Here is an 18729-nt window from a genome sequence, read left to right on the forward strand (position 1 = left end):
GGACTGACTGGAGTAAAACCATGACTTTTTCAAAAGCTGCCTGGCTGGCAGGGGCTGTGTCCGCATTCGCGCTCACGGCCCAGGCGGCCCCGAGTGTCTACCCAACGGGCGTGACCCTTTACGATCCCGCCAAGGCGTACAACCAGTATGTGGTCTTTTCGGGTGCCGACAAGCAGACCCACTTGATCGACATGAATGGCAATGAGGTAAAACGCTGGCCCCACAAGGGCTTTCCCTCCGCAATCATCGACCCGCAACTGGTCGGTGGCGAACGTGGGCGCGTGCTGCTGCAACTCTCGGAGAAAGATCCGGGCAAGCTCGGTGCGGCAGGCAATGGCCTGAGCAATCAAAGCATCGGCGAACTGGACTGGAACGGTCAGGTCGTCTGGCAATGGGGCGACAAGGCACCGGGCGGGGCCGCTCAACAGCATCATGACCAACGCAGGTTGAGCAATGGCAATACGCTGGTGCTGGCCAACAAAGTACACAAGGTCGCAGGCTTCAAGGTGCCGCAAGTGATCGATGACGTCATCTATGAAGTCTCGCCTGCTGGCGAAGTGAAATGGCAATGGCTGGCGAGCGAGCATCTGAAAGAGTTCGGTTTTACCGTCGAACAACTGAAGCTGGTGCATGCCACCGACAACCCTGACTATCTGCACATCAACAACCTGAGCGTCGTCGGCCCCAACAAATGGTTCGACGCTGGCGATAAGCGTTTCCACCCGGACAATCTGGTGGTGGATTCACGTAACGCCAACTTCATCGCAATCATCGACAAGGCCAGCGGCAAGGTTGTCTGGCATCTTGGCCCCAACCTGCCCGCCATCGATCGCAAGACAGCACTGCAAGTGCCACGCCCCGTCGATCAGTTTGTCGGTCAGCATGACGCGCACATCATCGCCGCCGGATTACCCGGCGCAGGCAACGTGCTGGTCTTCGATAATCAGGGCAGTGCGGGTTACCCCTCGGCACCTCTGGGGCTGAACAGCGGCTCCCGCGTTCTGGAAATCGATCCGATTACCCGGCAAGTGGTCTGGCAATACACTGCCGCCAACTCAAGACAGCCTGGCTGGGCGTTCTACAGCTCGTTCATCAGCAGTGCCCGCCGCTTGCCCAATGGCAATACCCTGATCGATGAAGGCATGAACGGTCGCTTCTTTCAGGTAACCCGCGAGGGAGAAATCGTCTGGGAGTATGTCAGCCCCTACAACGGCAAGGCTCCGTCAGGCGACGCCATCAGCAATTGGGTTTACCGCGCCCTGCCCGTCAATTACAACTGGGTCCCGGACGGCACACCCCGCTCCGAGGTCGCCGTTGTACCCGCGGGCAACACACTGAAAACAGCCGATAGCAGCCGCTGATTCCTGCTCCGGCAGACGTTAATGTCTGCGTCCCCTGAAACCGTTGCATCGCTGCAACGGTTTTTCATTTCTGCTGCGCTTTGACACGTCCATCCGTCCTATTCGGTTTTCCGAACAGGCCATCACCCTCAGTTCGGAAACCCGGACGCCCGCAGCTCGACCGCGCAACAAAAAATACAATTAAACCTAATAAAATCAAATATTTGGATACACGAAAGATCCTTGGCACGACTCATGCTCTACACTTTTTGTCGATAGCTTCGACTGTCGCGTGTGTCTGGCTCGGACGCCGTTGAAGCATTCACTGAGAAATCGGGCCTGCTACTGGCAGCCCTCTTAATAAAAACGAATTCGAGGATTCATCGATGCGTATCGTTCCCCAACTGTTGGGCGCAGCAATCGCCGCCACTCTGATCAGCACTCCAGTTTTCGCAGCAGAATTGACCGGCACACTGAAGAAGATCAAAGAATCGGGCACCATCACCCTCGGTCACCGTGACGCCTCCATCCCGTTTTCCTACATTGCCGATGCTTCCGGCATCCCGGTTGGCTACTCCCACGATATCCAGCTGAAAATCGTTGAAGCGATCAAGAAAGAACTCGACATTCCGGACCTGAAGGTCAAGTACAACCTGGTCACGTCCCAGACCCGTATCCCGCTGGTACAGAACGGCACCGTTGACGTGGAATGCGGCTCCACCACCAACAACGTAGAGCGCCAGCAGCAAGTGGACTTCTCGGTCGGTATCTTCGAGATCGGTACTCGCCTGCTGTCCAAGGTTGACTCGTCCTACAAGGACTTCGACGACCTGAAAGGCAAGAACGTCGTGACCACCGCCGGCACCACGTCCGAGCGCATCCTCAAAGCGATGAATGCTGACAAGCAGATGGGCATGAACGTGATCTCCGCCAAGGACCACGGTGAATCCTTCCAGATGCTGGAATCGGGCCGTGCCGTCGCCTTCATGATGGACGACGCACTGCTGGCAGGCGAAATGGCCAAGGCCAAGAAGCCGACCGACTGGGCTGTGACGGGCACCGCGCAATCCTATGAAATCTACGGCTGCATGGTTCGCAAAGGCGACGCGCCGTTCAAGAAAGCTGTCGATGACGCCATCGTTGCCACTTACAAATCCGGTGAAATCAACACCATCTACAACAAGTGGTTCCAGTCGCCAATCCCGCCAAAAGGCCTGAACCTGCAGTTCCCGATGAGCGAAGAGCTGAAAAAGCTGATCGCCGAACCGAACGACAAAGCTGCTGAAGCCAAGAAAGCCTGAGTAACCGACACACCGTGAACTCACGGTTTTCCGAACAGGCTGCGGCCCGTTCGGAAAACCGCTCATCACTCACTGTACCCAGACAATAAACGCCAGGACGGAGTCTGAAGGCGGGTCTGGTGTGCATAAGGGCTCGAACGGATTCATGCGAGACGGGTGCGTGCATTTCGACAACAAGAGGGGGAGACCCTGATGAATTACAACTGGGACTGGGGCGTATTCTTCAAGTCCACCGGTGTCGGCAGCGAAACCTATCTGGACTGGTTCATTTCCGGTCTGGGCTGGACCATCGCCATTGCCGTTGCCGCCTGGATCATCGCCTTGATACTGGGTTCCATACTCGGTGTCATGCGTACTGTGCCAAGCCGTCTGGTGGCTGGCATCGCCACGATCTACGTGGAAATCTTCCGTAATGTGCCACTGCTGGTGCAGCTGTTCATCTGGTACTTCCTGGTGCCCGACCTGCTGCCTGAAAACCTGCAGGAGTGGTACAAGCAAGACCTCAACCCGACTACTTCAGCATTCCTGAGCGTCGTGGTCTGCCTGGGTCTGTTCACCGCTGCACGGGTTTGTGAACAAGTGCGTACCGGTATCGAGGCCCTGCCAAAAGGCCAGGAGTCCGCGGCCCGCGCCATGGGTTTCAAACTGCCGCAGATCTACTGGAACGTGCTGCTTCCACAGGCTTACCGGATCATCATTCCGCCACTTACCTCCGAATTCCTGAACGTGTTCAAGAACTCGTCGGTGGCGTCGCTGATCGGTCTGATGGAACTGCTGGCACAAACCAAGCAGACCGCCGAGTTCTCCGCGAACCTGTTTGAAGCGTTCACTCTGGCGACACTGATCTACTTCACCCTGAACATGAGCCTGATGTTGCTGATGCGTCTGATCGAGAAGAAAGTCGCAGTGCCGGGCCTGATTTCCCTGGGGGGTAAATAATGGACTTCAGTGGAATCATTCCAGCCATTCCGGGCCTGTGGAACGGCATGGTCATGACCCTGCAACTGATGGCCCTGGGCATCGTCGGCGGTCTCGTCATCGGTACCATCCTGGCCTTGATGCGCCTGTCATCGAACAAGCTGCTGGCCAATGTGGCCGGTGCGTACGTGAACTACTTCCGTTCGATCCCGCTGCTGCTGGTCATCACCTGGTTCTACCTGGCGGTGCCGTTCGTGCTGCGCTGGATCACCGGTGAAGACACGCCGATCGGTGCATTCACCTCTTGCGTCGTGGCGTTCATGATGTTCGAGGCCGCGTACTTCTGCGAAATCGTGCGTGCCGGTGTGCAGTCCATCTCCAAGGGTCAGATGGGTGCCGCCAAGGCCCTGGGCATGACCTACGGGCAAATGATGCGCCTGATCATCCTGCCTCAGGCGTTTCGCAAGATGACTCCGCTGTTGCTGCAACAGAGCATCATTCTGTTCCAGGACACGTCTCTGGTTTACACGGTCGGTCTGGTGGATTTCCTCAATGCCTCGCGCGCCAGTGGCGACATTATCGGCCGCGCCAATGAGTTCCTGATCATCGCCGGTGTGGTGTATTTCACGATCAGCTTTGCCGCCTCGTTGCTGGTGAAGCGTCTGCAAAAAAGGTTTGCCATATGATTTCCATCAAGAACGTCAACAAGTGGTATGGGGACTTCCAGGTACTGACCGATTGCAGCACCGAGGTCAGCAAGGGTGAAGTGGTCGTGGTCTGCGGTCCGTCCGGTTCCGGCAAATCGACCCTGATCAAATGCGTGAACGCTCTGGAGCCTTTCCAGAAAGGCGACATCGTGGTCGATGGCACGTCGATCTCCGATCCAAAGACCGACCTGCCGAAACTCCGCTCGCGGGTCGGCATGGTGTTCCAGCATTTCGAGCTGTTCCCGCACCTGAGCATCGTGGAAAACCTGACCATCGCGCAGATCAAGGTGCTGGGCCGCAGCAAGGCCGAAGCCACCGAGAAAGGTCTCAAGCTGCTGGATCGCGTCGGCCTTTCCGCCCACGCCCACAAGCATCCGGGCCAGCTTTCCGGTGGTCAGCAGCAGCGTGTGGCGATTGCCCGCGCCCTGGCGATGGACCCGGTGGTCATGCTGTTCGACGAACCGACCTCCGCCCTCGACCCGGAAATGGTCAACGAAGTGCTCGACGTGATGGTTCAACTGGCCCACGAAGGCATGACCATGATGTGCGTAACCCACGAAATGGGCTTCGCCCGTAAAGTGGCCAATCGCGTGATCTTCATGGACAAGGGGCAGATCGTCGAAGACTGCGCCAAGGAAGAGTTTTTCGGTGATGTCAGCGCACGTTCCGAACGTGCTCAGCAATTCCTCGCCAAGATCCTCCAGCACTAAGGAATACCGTTCGCTACCCATGCTCCGTTTCTCGGGGCACGGGTAGCTGTTCGGCTCAGGACGACTGTGATGAAATGCGACCCTCATATCTATAGCGCTGCGCCGCCATCACTCGCCGTGAAACCCCGTCTGATACGCCAACTGTTTCTGCCTCCGCTGATCCTCATGCTGATGATCGGCCTGGGCTACATCGCTTATTTATTCAGCGAGACCCACGGCATCAAGAACCTCAGCGAAAATGGCGAACGCCAGCTGGAGTTACATGCCCGTACGGTCGAAAGTGAAATCAACAAGTACACCTACCTGCCCAGCGTCCTGGAGCTTGAGTCCAGCGTTTCACAACTGCTGAGAAACCCGACGCCCGACCTGCAAGGCAAGGTCAACAGTTACCTTGAAGGCCTCAACCGCCGCAGTCGCAGCCGTGCCATTTACGTCATGGACACCACCGGACGAGTGCTGGCGACCAGCAACTGGCGTGATGCTGACAGCTATCAGGGTGAAGACCTGTCGTTCCGCGCCTATTTTCAGGATGCCGTGCGTGGCTTGCCCGGCCGCTTCTACGGCATCGGCACCACCGTGGGCGAATCCGGTTATTACCTGGCCCACGGGCTGGAGGAAAGAGGCCGGATCATTGGCGTCGCCGTCATCAAGGTTCGACTGGAAGCGTTGGAAGAACGCTGGCAGCGGGCGCGTATGGAGGCCTTTGTCAGCGATGAAAACGGCATCATCATCCTGTCCAGCGACCCGGCCCGACGTCTGAAGTCGGTGCGCCCACTGAACCCGACCATCAAGGAACGTCTGGCGCGCAGTCTGCAATATTACTGGTGGCCGCTGAACGAACTGGTGCCACTGGAACGCGAAACCCTGGCCGAAGGTGTTGAAAAGCTCACCTTCCCCGCCAATGTCAGTGTTGATAAGGAGCACACGCAAGTCAGCTATCTGGCCCAGACCCGGCAACTGAGCGATACGCCCTGGCACCTGACTCTGCTTACCCCGCTCGAAGACCTGCGCCGCGAAGCCGCCAGCCAGGGCATGCTGGTCGCAGTGGCCTGTGCGCTGGTGGCCTTTTTGCTGATTGCCTGGAACGAGCGACGCAAGGTGATTTCCACCCGGCTTGCGGCCCGTGAGGCCCTGCAGGCCGCCAACGACGAACTGGAACGCAAGATCGCAGAACGAACCGAACACTTGCGCGCCAGCAACGAACGCCTCAAGGCGCAGATCCGTGAGCGCCGACAGGCCGAGGACACGCTGCGCAAGGCCCAGGATGAATTGGTTCAGGCCGGCAAGCTTGCCGCCATCGGTCAGATGTCCACCAGCATCGCCCATGAACTGAACCAGCCACTGGCAGCCTTGCGCACATTGTCCGGCAATACCGTTCGCTTCCTCGAACGCGGTGCTCTGGATACCGCCAGCACCAACCTGCGCACCATCAACGATCTGGTGGACCGCATGGGGCGCATAACCGCCAGCCTGCGGGCCTTTGCCCGGCGCGGCAACGATCAGGGCCAGGCGCAGTTGAGCAAGGCGGTGGACGCAGCCTTGCAGTTATTGAGCGTCCGTCTTGAAAACTTTGGCCTGAACCTGCATCAGGACTTCATCGATGCCGAACTGCGAATAGATCAGACGCGACTGGAGCAGATTCTGGTCAACCTGATCGGTAATGCCCTGGATGCGATGCATGCCCAACCACAACCCGAATTGTGGCTTGCAGGTGAAGTGGTCGAGGATCGCTATCGCTTGCTCGTACGCGACAACGGCCATGGCATCGACGACGAAGCCCGCAAGCATCTGTTCGAACCGTTTTTCACCACCAAACCCGGTGAACAGGGCCTGGGCCTGGGCCTGACCCTTTCCGCCAGCCTCGCGGCAGCAGCAGGTGGCAGTCTGAGTGCCGAGTATCCGGCAGGCGGCACAACCTTCGTGTTGTGGCTGCCGCTGGTCAAGGACGTGGAGGCGGATTCATGAGGTCTTCCATATGCCTTTCGACCTTCATAGCGCCTTTCGCGAATGAATTCGCTCCTACAGATGTGGGTATTCGCGAACACCTCAAAGGACCTGAGCGTTCACCATGAGTAATCCTAAAATGAACACCGACCTGACTGTACTCATCGTCGAAGACGATCCGCATGTACTGCTCGGCTGCCAACAGGCGCTGGCGCTGGAAGACATTACCAGCGAAGGCGTATCCAGTGCCGAAGAGGCACTGGAGCGCATCGGCGACAACTTTGCCGGAATCGTCATCAGTGACATCCGCCTGCCGGGTATCGACGGACTGGAATTGCTGACCCGTCTCAAGGCCCGCGACAGCAGCCTGCCCGTGGTGCTGATTACCGGCCATGGCGATATCTCCATGGCGGTCAATGCCATGCGCGACGGCGCCTATGACTTCATGGAAAAACCATTCTCGCCGGAGCGGCTGGTGGATGTCGCCCGTCGCGCTCTGGAGCAGCGTGGGCTGGCCCGGGAAGTCTGGGCACTGCGCAAGCAACTGGCCGAACGCAACTCGCTGGAAGGCAAGATCATCGGCCGCTCGCCGGCCATGCAGAACCTGCGGGCCTTGATCGCCAACATTGCCGACACCTCGGCCAATGTGCTGATCGAAGGAGAGACCGGCACCGGCAAGGAACTGGTCGCTCGTTGCCTGCATGACTTCAGTCGTCGCACCAAGAATCAGTTCGTAGCCTTGAACTGCGGCGGGCTGGCAGAGAGCCTGTTCGAGTCGGAAATCTTCGGTCATGAGGCCAATGCCTTCACGGGTGCGGGCAAGCGCCGGATCGGCAAGATCGAACACGCACACAACGGCACGCTGTTCCTCGATGAAGTGGAAAGCATGCCGATCAATCTGCAGATCAAGCTGTTGCGGGTCTTGCAGGAGCGGACCCTGGAACGGCTGGGCTCCAACCAGAACGTCGAGGTGGATTGCCGGGTCATCGCGGCGACCAAATCCGATCTCAATGAGCTGAGCAAGGCCAACCAGTTCCGTAGCGACCTGTATTACCGTCTCAATGTCGTGACCCTGGAGCTACCGCCCCTGCGCGAACGGCGCGAAGACATCCTGCAACTGTTCGAGCATTTCCTGCAGTTGTCTTCACTGCGCTTCGACCGCGAACCGCCACAACTGGACCGGCAAACGGCGTCTGCCTTGATGAGCCACGACTGGCCGGGTAACGTTCGCGAGCTGCGTAACGTGGCCGAGCGTTACGCGCTGGGGTTGCCGGTGTTCAAGAAATCCGACCACGCCGAAAGCCAGAGCCTGGGTTTTGCCGAAGCGGTGGAAGCCTTCGAGCGCAGCCTGCTGCGCGAAGCCCTGCAACGCAGCGGCGGCAACCTCAGCCAGGCCAGTCAGGAACTGAGCATGGCCAAGACCACGCTGTTCGACAAGGTCAAGAAATACGGGCTGCAAGCCTGAAACCGTACGGGAAGAAATCGTGGATCTGCTACTCAAGGCCCTTCTGGGCGCAGCTGTTGTCGTGATCCTGGCTGCACTGGCCAAGACCCGCAATTATTACATTGCAGGCCTGGTGCCGCTGTTCCCGACCTTTGCGCTGATTGCTCACTACATCGTCGGCAAGGGCCGCTCGCTGGATGACCTGAAAACCACCATTCTGTTCGGCATGTGGTCGATCATTCCCTACTTCGTTTACCTGGCGGCCCTGTACCTGATGGTGGACCGCTGGCGGCTGGAAGTATCGCTGGCAATGGCCGCACTGGCCTGGCTGGTCGCCGCCAGCGTGCTGGTAACGTTATGGGTGCGGTTTCACGGGTGATGCCCCGCACAAATCCGTAGGACCGAATTCATTCGGGAAGAAACCTGCACACTAACCGCATCTTCATCGTCAGCCATAGCGCTTCCCGGATGAATCCTACCGCTTCATGCTGCGCTCGTAGGCTGCCAGAACGGTGCGCTCCGATTGCACCAGATAGGTTTCGAGCATTGCCGTCGCGTCTTCTACACGCCCCTCCTCGACGCAGCGCAGGATCGCGGCGTTCATGTCCAGATAAGGCAAGTGCAGGAATTCGGGATCGTCGAGCAGGCCGAAGGCCAGTCGCAGTTCCGCCGATATCTGTCCGTAGAACACCACCAGCCGCGGGCTGTCGGCCAGTTCGACAATGGCCTTGTGGAAAACCATGTTGGCAGTACCGACTGCCACCCAGTCCTTGACTTCCCTGGCGCGCATCCCGGCCTCGACCGCTTCACGCATTTTCAATGCTCCGGGGTGCAGCGGAAAACCCTGGGCGATGGCCTTGCATTCGATAAAACGGCGCACGCGATAGATGTCGATGATCGACGCCATATCGGGCTCTGCAACGGTCACTCCACGATTGGGTTCGTGCTTGAGCAATCCTTCGCGGGTCAGGACCCTGAACGCTTCTCTCAAGGTATTACGGGAAATCTGCAAGCTCTCGGCCAGTGCTGCTTCGGACAGGCGTTGACCGGGCACCAGTTCGCCTTCAACCAGCATTCGGCGGATTTCCTGGGTAATGGTTTCTCCCAACGTGCGAGGAAGGGAGGGAGAAGCGTCGTTCATGAGAAATCCAGAATGAGAAAAACCGGCAGATGTTCCCTGAGAGCTTAGTGCGTGGCAAGGCATAAGCGTGTCGCGTGCTTCATTAAGTAGCGTGCTTGAGTGAAAGGGTAACAATATGGTGCAAATCGCTCACTCAAGAAGATATGATTGTTCAACAATATATCCTTGATATACCTACATCGCAGAGCTATTGAATGAAGCTTGGCACGCTCATTGCTCAAGCAAGGTACCACTCACTGTAGGAATCATGCCGTGACACAGACCACCAAAGAGTTTACAAAAGCGCGGCGCGCATCTTTGATCGCCGCCATTTTCATGATGGCCACGTCAGCTATCGGGCCAGGCTTCCTGACCCAGACGGCTACGTTCACCGCAACTCTGGGCGCTGCGTTTGCCTTCGGCATCCTGGCCTCGATCCTGATCGACTTTGTCGTTCAGTTGAATGTCTGGCGAATCGTGACACTGACCAAAATGCGCGCAGCCGATCTGGCCAACGCGGCCATTCCAGGGAGCGGGTATCTGCTGTCGGTACTGGTGATATGCGGCGGTCTGGTGTTCATGCTGGGTAACATTGCCGGTGCGGGCCTTGGGTTGAACGCCTTGACGGGCCTTGATCCCAAGTGGGGAGGCTTGTTGAGCGCGCTGCTCGCCATCGGGATCTTCTCGTCCCATCGGGCGGGCGTCGCCATGGACCGCATCATGATCGTGCTGGGGCTACTGAAAGTGGGCCTGATCCTTTTCGCCGCCTTTGCGACCCATCCGCCGCTGGGTGAAGCCCTGCGTCAAACGGTATTGCCCGATCTGATCGACTTCGCCTCCATCACGACCATCGTCGGCGGCACAGTCGGGGGTTACATCACTTATGCCGGTGCTCACCGTCTGCTCGATCGCGGCACTGTGGGTGTGGAAAATATCGAAGCGGTATCCAAGGCTGCACTGACTGGCATTCTGGTCACCGGTGTTGCCCGTTACATCCTGTTTCTGGCTATCCTCGGCGTCGTCGCCAGCGGTGTCGTGATCGACGTGTCGGGCAAAGGCGCAAACCCTGCTGCCCAGGCATTCCATGCTGCTGCAGGCGATATCGGCATGATGATGTTCGGTCTGGTGTTGTGGGCCGCGGGTATCAGCAGTGTGATTGGTGCGTCTTATACGACAATGTCCTTCACCACCGTGTTCTCGAAACGAATCACCGAGCGTGTGCGCAACCTGGCCACCGTCGGTTTCATTGTCATAACGCTGTCGGTGTATATGGTGTTGGGCAAACCACCAGCAGCCTTGCTGATATTCGCGGGTGGTTTCAACGGCCTGATTCTGCCGCTGGGCCTGAGCATTTTCATGTACGTGGGCTGGCGCCGTTCCGACCTGATGGACGGCTATCACTACCCTCGCTGGTTGCTGGTGCTTGGCGTGCTGACCTGTCTGCTGTCCTGGTTCATGGCCTACAAGTCGGCAGGTGCCATCTTTGCGTTCATCGGCGCGGCCTGATTTCAAAGGAGATAATTTAGATGCGTGCAATTGACCTGAACAGCGACCTGGGCGAAAGCTTCGGCGCATGGAGCATGGGTGACGATGAGGCGGTTCTCGAAATCGTCAGCAGCGCCAACGTCGCCTGCGGCTTTCACGCCGGTGACCCGGCCGGGATTCTGCGGACCCTGGAGGCTGCCGCCGCTCGTGGCGTTGCCATCGGAGCCCATGTGTCCTACCCGGACCTGGTGGGCTTCGGGCGGCGCAACATGGACGTCCCCTCCGACCAGTTGACTGCCGATGTGATCTATCAGATCGGCGCGCTGCAAGGCCTGGCCCGCAGCGTCGGCACTCGGGTGAGTTACGTCAAACCCCATGGCGCGCTGTACAACACCATTGCCGGCAATCAGCGTCAGGCGACGGCGGTCATCCAGGCATTGCTGCGCATCGATCCCCAGTTGAAGCTGGTGTGCCTGGCCAACTCGCCACTGATCGGCTGGGCCACGGAGGCCGGCTTGTCCTGCGTGGCCGAGGCCTTCGCCGACCGTGCCTATACCGCCGAGGGCACGCTGGTGTCACGCTCGAAGCCGGGTGCCGTGCTGCACGATCCCGAACTGATCGCCCAGCGCATGTTGCGTCTGGTACGCGATGGCGTCATCGAGGCCGAGAACGGCAGCCTGATCAATCTGCAGGCAGATTCGATCTGTGTACACGGCGACAACCAGGACGCGGTCGCCATCGCCCGCAACCTGAAAAACAGCCTGCTTGAAGCAGGCGTCACCATCCGCACATTTACCTGAGGTGGATCATGCGTTTCTATCCGGTCAGCCTGGACGCGCTCCTGGTTGAATTGGCGAATCTGGACGAGACACTTGCCCTGTTCGACTCGCTACAGCAGGAGCCTATCGTCGGCGTGCAGGAAATCATTCCTGCCGCACGTACGGTGCTCGTACACTTTCGGCCCGGCGCCATCAGCCGTGAGACGCTGGCTGCGCGAATCGCTTCGCGCAACGTCCACGGCTCGGTTCGCGAAGCTGGCAAACTGGTCGAAATCGCCGTGCATTACAACGGCGAAGACCTGGCCGATGTCGCCCGTGAACTGGATATCAGTGTCGAGGAAGTGATCCGGCGCCATACCGGCAGCGATTACAACGTAGCCTTCTGCGGCTTTGCTCCGGGCTTTGCCTACCTCAGCGGCGGTGCCGAATTCGTGGTGCCGCGTCGCAGTACGCCGCGCACCCGTATTCCAGCAGGTGCCGTGGCTCTGGCTGGCGGCTTCAGCGGGATCTATCCACAGGCCAGCCCTGGCGGCTGGCAGATCATCGGCGTGACCGAGTCGAAAATGTGGGATCTGGAACGTGATGAACCGGCATTGCTGCAACCGGGTTATCGCGTGCGTTTTCGCGATGCCGGTCCCCTGCCCGTCCAGAATGTTTCGGTGTCTGTGCCGAGCCGTCCGGCAGCGTCTCCCGTCACCGGGAGCGCTCTGGAAATCGTTTCGCCCGGCCTGCAAACCCTGTTTCAGGATCTCGGCCGTCCTGGCCGCGCCGGGCAAGGCGTGTCGGCCTCGGGCGCCATGGACCGGGGATCGTTGCGCGCCGCCAACCGTGCAGTGGGTAACGATCCGGCAAGCGCCTGCCTGGAAATCCTCATGGGCGGCCTGAGCTTTATCAGTCATGGTCCGTCCGTGGTCGCCATTACAGGAGCCACCGCCGCGATAGAAGTGCGTACCGCTGAAGGCCAGTTGCTGCGCCCGGCGCTCTACACGCCTTTCGCCTTGCAGGACGGTGATCGGGTCAGCATCGACGCACCCACTGCCGGGCTGCGCAACTATCTGGCGATTCGTGGCGGCTTCACCCGTGAGCCGGTGCTGGGCAGCCTGTCCACCGACACCCTGGCTCAGGTCGGTCCTGCGCCGCTGGCGACCGGTGACCGTCTTGGCTTCCAGCAGAAAGTGGGCGGGGCTGCGGTATCGGTGACCGAGCAACAGGCATTCGACATGCCTCGCGCCGATCAGATCATCACCCTGGATGTGGTCATGGGGCCGCGCAGTGACTGGTTCACGCCAGAAGCTCAGGCCTTGCTGGCTGAACAGACCTGGCAGGTGACGCCGCAGTCGAACCGTATCGGCATTCGCCTGGCGGGCGATCAGGCACTGGAACGTGTCATCGAAGGTGAGTTGCCCAGCGAAGGCACCACCGTCGGCGCCATTCAGGTACCGCCCAGTGGCCAGCCGGTGCTGTTCCTGGCCGATCACCCGCTGACCGGTGGCTACCCGGTTATCGGCGTGGTTGCGCCTTATCACCTGGACCTGGCCGGTCAGATTCCGGTCAATTCCCGTATCCGCTTCAAACCGCTGGGCGCCTTTGAGCCCGTGCGTCCTGCCCTTTCAGACGAGACAAACAAGCAATGAAAAAGGTTCTGATTGCCAACCGTGGTGAGATTGCCGTCCGTATCGCCCGTGCCTGCCGCGACTATGGCATTGCTTCGGTGGCGGTGTATGCCGATGCCGATATCGATGCGTTGCATGTGCGCCAGGCCGACGAAGCCTATGCGTTGAACGGCGAGCGGCCTGCCGATAGCTACCTGAACATCGAGAAACTGCTGGCGGTCGCGGCTCGCGCCGGTGCCGACGCCGTTCACCCCGGTTATGGCTTTCTTTCGGAACGTGCCGACTTCGCCCGTGCAGTGATCGATGCAGGCCTGACCTGGATCGGCCCGGACCCGAGCACCATCGATGCCCTGGGCGACAAGGTCCAGGCTCGAAAAATCGCCCTGAAGGTCGGCGCACCACTGGTAGCCGGTACCGAAGACCCGGTGAACGACGCCAGCGAAGTGGTCGCCTTTGCCGAGCAACATGGTTTGCCGATTGCCATCAAGGCCGCGTTCGGCGGTGGCGGTCGTGGCCTGAAAGTGGCCTGGAAGCTTGAAGAAGTCAGTGAGCTGTACGAGTCGGCAGTACGTGAAGCCGTCACGGCATTCGGTCGTGGCGAATGCTTTGTCGAGCGCTTCCTGGATCGCCCTCGGCATATCGAGGCGCAGATCATTGCTGATCGCCATGGCCGGGTCGTGGTGGCAGGGACTCGCGACTGCTCGCTGCAACGGCGCAATCAGAAACTGATCGAAGAAGCGCCGGCACCTTATCTCGACGATGCCTTGCGCCAGCGTATTCACGATTCGGCACGGGACATCTGCGCCGAGGCCGGTTATGTCGGCGCAGGCACGGTGGAGTTCCTGCTCAGCGCGGATGGCACCTTGTCGTTCCTTGAGGTCAACACCCGCTTGCAGGTGGAGCATCCGGTTACCGAAGAAACCAGCGGTATCGATCTGGTCATCGAGCAGTTACGGGTTGCCGAAGGCCTGCCGCTGTCGTTCGAGGGCACGCCGACGCCTCGCGGTCACAGCTTTGAATTCCGCATCAACGCCGAAGACGCTGGCAATGGTTTCCTGCCGACGCCTGGCCTCATCGAGCGGTTCCAGACGCCGTCCGGTCCGGGTGTGAGGCTGGACACCGGCGTGATCGAAGGCTCGCGAGTGTCGCCGAACTTCGACTCGATGATCGCCAAGCTGATCGTCACAGGTGCCACCCGTGAGCAGGCCATTCGCCGTGCCCGCCGTGCCCTGGCCGAGTTCAACGTGGACGGTGTGGCGACGGTGCTGCCGTTCCATCGTGCAGTGATGGACCATGACGACTTCACCGCCACCGATACTTTCGCTGTGCATACCCGCTGGATCGAGACTGATTTCGCCGAAAAAGTGACCATCGCTCCGCGCAGTGCCGCACCGGCCGACTCTGGCGTGCTGCGCACCTTCGTCGAGATCGACGGCAAGCGTCACGAACTGGGCCTGCCAGCAGCACTTCTGCGTAGCGTCAGCCTGAACGCGGCAGCACCCGGCACAGAAAGTGTCGCGGCTGCCGAAGCACAGGACCCACAAGCGGTCGTTACTCCGGTCGCAGGCAATCTGCATACCTGGGTCGTCGCCGATGGCGAATCCGTACAGGCCGGGCAAGTTATCGCGGTGATGGAAGCGATGAAGATGGAAACTTCGATTCTGGCGCCGTGTGCCGGTCAATTGCAGATCACCCAACAGCCCGGTAGTTACTTTGAAGCCAAGTCCAGAATTGGCCGTATAGAAACAACACTCTGATTCAATAGTTTTTCTGCTGGCAAGTTACGCACAACCGGGTATTCCCCCGGTTGCTGCGTGCTGCCCACAGGAAATGTTCCAGGCAACGTTGCACTCCTTATAAAAACAAACCGTACCGATTGAATCTGCCATTACTCGGAGCATAACGAAAATGTCGATCAATAAGACTTTTGCACTCGTCAGTACTTGCGCGCTGGTTATTCCAATGAGCGCTTCGGCAGACTTTATTGCCGATAGCAAGGCCAGTGTCGATCTGCGCAACTTCTACTTCAACCGTGACTTTCGCAACGGCCCACCCACTGCCCGGCGCGACTCGGCACAGGAATGGGCGCAGGGCGCAATGCTCAGGTTCGAGTCGGGTTATACCGCCGGAACAGTGGGTCTGGGGATCGATGCCCTCGGCATGGCAGGCTTCAAGCTGGACGGCGGCGATGGCTCCGGTGGCACGGGTTTGCTGCCAGCCGACCTCAGTTCAAGAAACGGCCGCGGCTCACAGAGCGAATACTCCAAACTGGAACTGACAGCCAAGGCGAAGGTGTCCGAGACCGTGCTCAAGGTCGGCTCTCTTGCCTTCCGCAGCCCGGTGGTGTCGAGCAATGACACCCGCCTGCTGCCATCGACCTTCGAGGGCGCGATGCTGACCTCAAAGGATATCGACAAGCTGGTCTTGCAAGGCGGCCAGCTGGAGCAGATCAAGTTCAACAGCTCCTCCAACTATCAGGATTTCACCGGTAACCGCATCGGTGGCGTCAGTGATGAATTCAACTTCGCCGGCGGCACCTACAACTTCAGCAAGACCCTCAGCACCAGCCTGTATTACGGCAATCTGGAAAACGTCTACCGGCAGTTCTTTGGTGGCGTGGTCTACGAGATTCCACTGGCTGCACAGCAGTCGCTGAAGTTTGACCTGCGCTACTCGAAAAGCACCGAGGACGGTAACTTCCGCAACCTCGACAACCGCGCCGCGAACGGCATGGTCTCCTACACCCTGGGCTCCAACGTGTTCAGTGCCGCTTACCAGCGCATGAGCGGCGATGATCCGTTTCCATACATCGCCAATACCGACCCTTACCTGGTCAACTTCGTACAGATCAACGACTTCGCCAACATCGAAGAACGTTCGTGGCAGTTGCGCTATGACTACAACTTCGCCGCATTGGGTATTCCCGGCCTGACCTTCATGAGCCGGTATGTCAGCGGTGACAATGTCCGTGTATCGGGCAATAACACGGGTAAAGAGTGGGAACGCAATACCGATATCGGTTATGTCATCCAGAGCGGCACATTGAAGAATGTCGGTATCAAACTCAGGAATGCCACAGTGCGCTCGAACTTTGGCAATGACCTGGATGAAACCCGACTGATTCTGAGTTACACAGTGGCCCTGTGGTAAACCCGACACGCTTCAAAGGCTTTCAAATATAGAACCACGTTACTTACCGGCAAACTTCACATGTAGGCCTCTACACGTGCGGCCCCGTTCGCCCGGAATTTATCGATAGCAGGGATGCTTTAAACATTAATCAAAAACCAACGGACTGTTGTGCAACCGATCCAGTACGCAGAGAAACAGTGATGAGACATCTCAGGTTCAACCAGAAGATATTACTGATCGCCGCGCTGGTGATCATGACAGTGTTTTGCGCGTTTTCCGCGCTGAATGACGTTCGCTTGCGTGACGACAACCTACAGAGAATCGAACAAAGCACCCGCGCACTCTCGGTCTCGATGGCCCATGACATTCAGAGCTGGCTGGACGGGCGGATGATTCTGATCAAGAACGTTGCCGAATCCATCGGCCAGGCGCCCTCGCCTGAAAACATACTCGGCAAGTTGCAGGGCCAGGTGCTGATGGAGCAGTTCATTGCCGGCTATGTCGGCACCCGTGACGGCGGCTTCCACATCTATCCACCGCGACAGATGCCTGCCGGATACGACAGCCGGGAACGGCAGTGGTACAAGGATGCCATCGATCAGGGCACAGCGATGACAGAACCCTACGTCGGCGCTGGTATCGATTACCGGATCATCACTCAGGCGGCCGTCATCCGTTCCGGCGGGCAAACCCTTGGGGTTCTGGGTGCCAGCCTGAACATCGAGACCATTTCCCGGACCATCAATGCGCAGGTGTTCGAGGGTGGCGGTTACGCCCTCCTGGTGAGCAAGGCCGGCAAGATACTGGTTCACCCGGACAAGGCGCTTATCGGCAAGACCCTGGCCGACCTGTTTCCCGCAGAGACGCTGACGCTGAGCGACAGACTGGTCGAAGCTGCGTCGGTGGATGGTCCGAAACTTACCCTGTTCACCCCCGTCAAAGGCCTGCCCTCACAGGACTGGTACATCGGCATCGTGCTGGATAAGCAGGCGGCCCTGGCCAGTATCTCGGCGTTCCGTAACTCAGCAATCATCGCCACAATCGTTGCCGGCCTGATTACCTTGCTGCTGCTCGGATTGCTGATGCGCGTGCTGATGAAACCCCTGCACCTGATCAACCACGCGATGGAAGACATTGCTCAGGGCGATGGCGACCTGACACGGCGCTTGTCGATTGTCTCCCACGATGAGTTCGGACACCTGGCCGAGAGCTTCAATCGATTCGGCGACCGGATTCATGCCTCCATCACCGAAGTTTCATCCACGACACAGGCCTTGAACGAAGCCACCCGCCGAGTCCTGTCGGCGTCCAACTCTTCGGTGGAAAAGTCGGAGCACCAGTCGGGCTACACCACCACCGTTGCAGCAGCTATCGAAGAACTGGGAGCGGCAGCACAGGAAATAGCCTCAAGTGCCTCGGCAGCCTCAAGAGGTGCATCCAGCGCCAGGACACAGATCGACTGGACCAGTACGCTGGTCGAAAAAACGGTCGATACGATGAGTCAGTTGCAACAGAACATCGAAACGACACGCACCCAGATCGAAGACCTCAACGCCAAAAGCGCCAATATCGGCAAGGTGCTGGAAGTCATTTCGACGATATCCGGCAAGACCAACCTGCTGGCCTTGAACGCAGCCATTGAAGCGGCCAGAGCGGGTGAGGCAGGCCGAGGGTTCGCGGTGGTGGCGGACGAGGTCCGAAGCCTGGCCCATCACACCCAGAATGCGACCGAAGAAATCCGCGCAGTGATCCAGGCGCTGCAGGACGGTGCCACACAGGCTGCCGAGACCATGTCCCTCAGCCATGAAATGGGCAGCCAGAGCGTAAGGGTGGCAACCGAGGCTGGCGCCAGCCTGCTGAGCGTCGTGTCACGTATCAGCGAGATCGATGACGTGTGCCTGACAGTCGCCGCGGCGACCGAGGAACAGACCACTGCCGTCGATCAACTGACCCGTGATGTGCATGCGATCAGCCAGTTGAACCACCAGGCCACCGACAACCTGAATGCAACCCTCAAAGCCTGCGGCGAGCTGGACTTTGAGGCCGGACGGCTCAGGAGTGTTGTCGATACCTTCAAGTTGTAACTCGGCAAGCGGTCTGTGTCGGGGGCGCTGCTCACAATCCGTAGGACCGGATTTATCCGGGAAGGCGGTATTTAGGCCGATGAAGATGAAGCGCCTGCACAGGCCTCTTCCCGGCTGAAGCCGGTCCTACAAACGATGCCACCAGCGCAGTT

General features: G+C 59.0%; 15 protein-coding genes. 14 read left to right on the forward strand and 1 reads right to left on the reverse strand.

Annotation, left to right across the window (positions count from 1 at the left end; translation table 11 throughout):
- Positions 1–20 precede the first annotated feature (20 nt).
- From JL015_RS03095 to JL015_RS03130, 8 genes are all read left to right on the forward strand, one after another.
- Complete coding sequence (locus JL015_RS03095) at positions 21–1361, forward strand: aryl-sulfate sulfotransferase (RefSeq protein ID WP_201017367.1); 1341 nt, start codon at positions 21–23, stop codon at positions 1359–1361.
- A gap of 365 nt (positions 1362–1726) precedes the next feature.
- A complete protein-coding gene (locus tag JL015_RS03100) occupies positions 1727–2641 on the forward strand; it encodes a glutamate/aspartate ABC transporter substrate-binding protein (protein WP_201017368.1) in 915 nt (304 codons plus the stop codon).
- A 192-nt stretch (positions 2642–2833) separates the two neighbouring features.
- Positions 2834–3580, forward strand: a complete 747-nt coding sequence (locus tag JL015_RS03105; RefSeq protein ID WP_025261518.1) for an amino acid ABC transporter permease — start codon at positions 2834–2836, stop codon at positions 3578–3580.
- Complete coding sequence (locus tag JL015_RS03110) at positions 3577–4245, forward strand: amino acid ABC transporter permease (protein WP_201017523.1); 669 nt, start codon at positions 3577–3579, stop codon at positions 4243–4245. The genes JL015_RS03105 and JL015_RS03110 overlap by 4 nt, the downstream gene beginning before the upstream one ends.
- Entirely contained in the window at positions 4242–4976 is a 735-nt protein-coding gene (locus tag JL015_RS03115; RefSeq protein WP_025261520.1) for an amino acid ABC transporter ATP-binding protein, read from the forward strand. The genes JL015_RS03110 and JL015_RS03115 overlap by 4 nt, the downstream gene beginning before the upstream one ends.
- A gap of 69 nt (positions 4977–5045) precedes the next feature.
- On the forward strand, positions 5046–6941 hold the full coding sequence (locus tag JL015_RS03120; protein ID WP_201017369.1) for a sensor histidine kinase: 1896 nt from the start codon (positions 5046–5048) through the stop codon (positions 6939–6941).
- A gap of 118 nt (positions 6942–7059) precedes the next feature.
- The gene (locus JL015_RS03125) at positions 7060–8385 is read left to right on the forward strand and encodes a sigma-54-dependent transcriptional regulator (RefSeq protein ID WP_201017524.1); all 1326 of its coding nucleotides are present in this window, start codon (positions 7060–7062) and stop codon (positions 8383–8385) included.
- A 19-nt stretch (positions 8386–8404) separates the two neighbouring features.
- Positions 8405–8743 carry a GlpM family protein gene (locus JL015_RS03130; RefSeq protein WP_025261523.1) on the forward strand — a complete coding sequence of 113 codons (339 nt, stop codon included), beginning with the start codon at positions 8405–8407 and terminating at the stop codon, positions 8741–8743.
- Positions 8744–8839: 96 nt separating this feature from the next.
- Here JL015_RS03130 and JL015_RS03135 read toward each other — a convergent pair whose 3' ends face one another.
- Entirely contained in the window at positions 8840–9439 is a 600-nt protein-coding gene (locus JL015_RS03135) for a GntR family transcriptional regulator (RefSeq protein ID WP_236123913.1), read from the reverse strand.
- Between the two features lie 318 nt (positions 9440–9757).
- Here JL015_RS03135 and JL015_RS03140 point away from each other — a divergent pair, with 318 nt between their 5' ends.
- From JL015_RS03140 to JL015_RS03165, 6 genes are all read left to right on the forward strand, one after another.
- Complete coding sequence (locus JL015_RS03140; RefSeq protein WP_201000135.1) at positions 9758–10990, forward strand: NRAMP family divalent metal transporter; 1233 nt, start codon at positions 9758–9760, stop codon at positions 10988–10990.
- 20 nt (positions 10991–11010) lie between these two features.
- Positions 11011–11769 carry a LamB/YcsF family protein gene (locus tag JL015_RS03145; protein ID WP_201017370.1) on the forward strand — a complete coding sequence of 253 codons (759 nt, stop codon included), beginning with the start codon at positions 11011–11013 and terminating at the stop codon, positions 11767–11769.
- A gap of 8 nt (positions 11770–11777) precedes the next feature.
- Complete coding sequence (locus JL015_RS03150; RefSeq protein ID WP_201017371.1) at positions 11778–13382, forward strand: 5-oxoprolinase subunit B/C family protein; 1605 nt, start codon at positions 11778–11780, stop codon at positions 13380–13382.
- Positions 13379–15118 (forward strand): acetyl/propionyl/methylcrotonyl-CoA carboxylase subunit alpha, encoded by a 1740-nt coding sequence (locus JL015_RS03155; RefSeq protein WP_201017372.1) that lies wholly within the window; start codon positions 13379–13381, stop codon positions 15116–15118. Before JL015_RS03150 ends, JL015_RS03155 begins: the two co-directional genes overlap by 4 nt.
- A gap of 151 nt (positions 15119–15269) precedes the next feature.
- A complete protein-coding gene (locus JL015_RS03160; RefSeq protein ID WP_201000139.1) occupies positions 15270–16511 on the forward strand; it encodes an OprD family porin in 1242 nt (413 codons plus the stop codon).
- 182 nt (positions 16512–16693) lie between these two features.
- On the forward strand, positions 16694–18577 hold the full coding sequence (locus JL015_RS03165) for a methyl-accepting chemotaxis protein (RefSeq protein ID WP_201017373.1): 1884 nt from the start codon (positions 16694–16696) through the stop codon (positions 18575–18577).
- The last annotated feature ends 152 nt before the right edge of the window (positions 18578–18729 follow it).

It is taken from the genome of Pseudomonas cichorii, assembly GCF_015471405.1.
Taxonomy (GTDB): domain Bacteria; phylum Pseudomonadota; class Gammaproteobacteria; order Pseudomonadales; family Pseudomonadaceae; genus Aquipseudomonas; species Aquipseudomonas serbiensis.